The 502-nt window shown below is 49.6% G+C and carries 1 protein-coding gene; it reads left to right on the top strand.

The genetic code is table 11. The annotated features are described in order from the left end of the window. The coding region (locus R7040_RS30460) for a replication endonuclease (protein WP_318098190.1) at positions 1-502 on the top strand (502 nt) is incomplete at both ends.

Below are 502 nucleotides of genomic sequence, written 5' to 3'. Positions count from 1 at the left end.
CAACCCTAAATGGCTTGAGGCTGGCAAGCCTGACGCGAAAGCGGCTCACGCTTACCTAATGGGCGTTTGGGCGAATCTTCGTAAGTCGATTGATAAAAGCAAAATCAAGGTTTACGGGATGCGCATTGTTGAGCCTCACCAAGACGGCACGCCGCATCACCACTTGTTGCTGTTCATGGAAAAATCCGCACGCAAATTTGTGACGTCTGAGTTTCGTCGTCTTGCTATGGCTGACTCTCCTGACGAAAAAGGCGCAAAGAAAGCCCGTTTCAAAGCGGAGGTTATCGACTGGTCGCAAGGTTCAGCCGTTGGTTATGTCGCTAAGTACCTGAGCAAAAACATCGACGGTCAACACATTGATTCTGACAAAGGTTCGTCTTTGTCTGGCTCAGATGCGGCAGAACGTGTCGTGACTTGGGCGCGTGTGAATCAAATTCGTCAATTTCAATTTATTGGTGGTCCATCTGTCACGGTATGGCGTGAGCTTCGTCGTCTTCGTGAT

It is taken from the genome of Vibrio sp. 1069 (genome assembly GCF_033340555.1).
Note: the sequence above shows the minus strand (reverse complement) of the source record. Positions and strands in the feature narration are given on the sequence as shown.